This window comes from Xanthovirga aplysinae, assembly GCF_009711365.1.
Lineage (GTDB): Bacteria > Bacteroidota > Bacteroidia > Cytophagales > Cyclobacteriaceae > Xanthovirga > Xanthovirga aplysinae.
Genome location: NZ_SMMB01000515.1, coordinates 1 through 2,053, shown reverse-complemented (window position 1 = coordinate 2,053; position 2,053 = coordinate 1). Strand labels below are relative to the sequence as shown.

Below are 2,053 nucleotides of genomic sequence, written 5' to 3'. Positions count from 1 at the left end.
ATGGATGAGGAATGTCGGAGGACTGGGGACTTTTTATCCTTTCCCAGTCCTCAGCTTCTTAGTTTCTAATAAATTGACAACTATACCTTTGCGGTGTAACAGAATTTTTGCTTTATTTACACCAATATCTTTATGCTCTTTTAATCGAAGGGAACGCCCTTTGCTGTGCACCCCTCTGGATTCATAGAGGCCTCCTTTAACCAACACTAAGTCTCCAGTTTGATGCTCATAGCGTTGGTTGCGAATACTTCGATTTCCTTGAGTAATTTTTTTTCCTCTGTGAACCTTTAAATTTTCTGTATTCAAGTTCTTATTTCTACAAGTTCTGCCATTAAAGAGCTCTTTGCCCTTAGCCTTCTCATTAGTCCTTTTATCCAAATAAACGGCATCCCTAAAAGTTTCCAGACTACGGTTATTTCGCCTAATTTGAGTAAATACAAAAGGTAATGCCCTGGTTTGTTTATTTCCTAATCCTATAACAAAGGCATCATTTAGTTCACTCTTTTCTAATTTTAAGCTATGTCTTTCTGCCTTGGTGATATATCCGTAAGTCGCCTCAGCATACAATTTCTCTTTTAACCCCTTGGTAAGAATTCCCATATTCGTGGCCTGCTTTAGGGTTTCACTTATACCTTTTATTAAAGGTTGCCATCCTCTAAAACCTCCTATTTCTTCATGTTTCGCACTGTTATGACAACTTGTACATATGGTAATAAGATTATCTGGTCTATTGCTTCTATCTTCCTTCCAATAACCTATATGATGAACTCGAAGAACAGGGTTTTTAGATTTATTCTTACATTGGGGCCACTGGCATTTATGTCCATCTCGAAATAAGACGTATTCTTTCACATTTAGAAACCCCAGCTGTGGCCCCTTCTGATATCCCTCCCCAAAGATCTCCGGATCTTTCAACAATTGGGTATCAAATGCATTGACCTCTAACCTAATTCTTTCAATATTTGGCAAAATTTTTCCTACGAGCTTTTTGCAAAAATATAGATGTACTTCTAACCTGTGTTTTACAGAAGGTGGCAGATCACCATCTTTCATAACATTTTTTAGTGGTCGATAGGGACGATATCGTTTATGATACCTACGATTCTGCCTATACATCTTCCTTTCACTCAACCTTTCACTTTCCCCAACCAGCAACATTACTGTTGCTGAAAAAAGCTCTTTTTGTTCATCTCTTATTGACACGCCAAAATTACCATAGCCGGGGTCTATCCCCATGGTAAGAGGTTGAGTAGTAGTTTTTACCTGTCTTTTGAATCGAATAGTAAAAGGATCTCTTTGTACTACCCTAGCCACACCGCTTTTCAGCCATCTACGTACCGCTCCCATTCTTCTAGTTGGCATCAAGGGTCGTCCTCTCCTATTTTGCACATAGACATAAGATTGAGGTTTAATAGGTATCATCTATATTCATTTTATAAATAAAGACCTGAAGCTTCTCAAATGAAAAGCTTCAGGTTATCTGCTATAAGCCAGGCCAAAAGCCTGTTGATCCACATCGCCAATGTTAAAAGCCGTTTTACAAGAGATTCTTGACAAAAAGCTGACTTTCCCTATTCCTCAGGAATGTTTACAGCATTTCCGTAGAGCAAGCTGCTTGTGGAGCACAGCAGGGTACCTATTTTATTGACTTCTAACGTAGTTCTCGAAGAACTTAGGCTAATCACCAATCCCCGAAGGGACTCTAGTTGAAATCTTCTATTTCTTCACTTTTTGAACCTTAGGATGTAATGGAAGGGGTTTAAACTCAACTAGAGTGAATTAGTGACTACATCGTATTTGTTAGCTTTTATTAGAAAGGTTCTTGTTTAAACTCAACTAGAGTGAATTAGTGACAAAGTTGAATAAGGGTCAGATAGATCAATATCTTGTGTTTAAACTCAACTAGAGTGAATTAGTGACGCATGAGTAACGTGTAGAACCCTTCCATCTTCAGTGTTTAAACTCAACTAGAGTGAATTAGTGACATTGGTGATTGTATTATTGTCCGGAAAAAACACCGTGTTTAAACTCAACTAGAGTGAATTAGTGACAT

Annotated in this window: 1 protein-coding gene and 1 CRISPR repeat array; the gene reads right to left on the bottom strand. The window is 38.0% G+C overall.

What is annotated here, in order from left to right; all coding sequences use genetic code 11:
* Window positions 1–33: 33 nt before the first annotated feature.
* Window positions 34–1,422 carry an RNA-guided endonuclease IscB gene (gene iscB / locus E1171_RS02265; protein WP_155203667.1) on the bottom strand — a complete coding sequence of 463 codons (1,389 nt, stop codon included), beginning with the start codon at window positions 1,420–1,422 and terminating at the stop codon, window positions 34–36.
* Window positions 1,423–1,757: 335 nt separating this feature from the next.
* Window positions 1,758–2,051: direct repeats of the CRISPR family, unit length 30 nt; unit sequence GTTTAAACTCAACTAGAGTGAATTAGTGAC.
* Window positions 2,052–2,053: the final 2 nt, after the last annotated feature.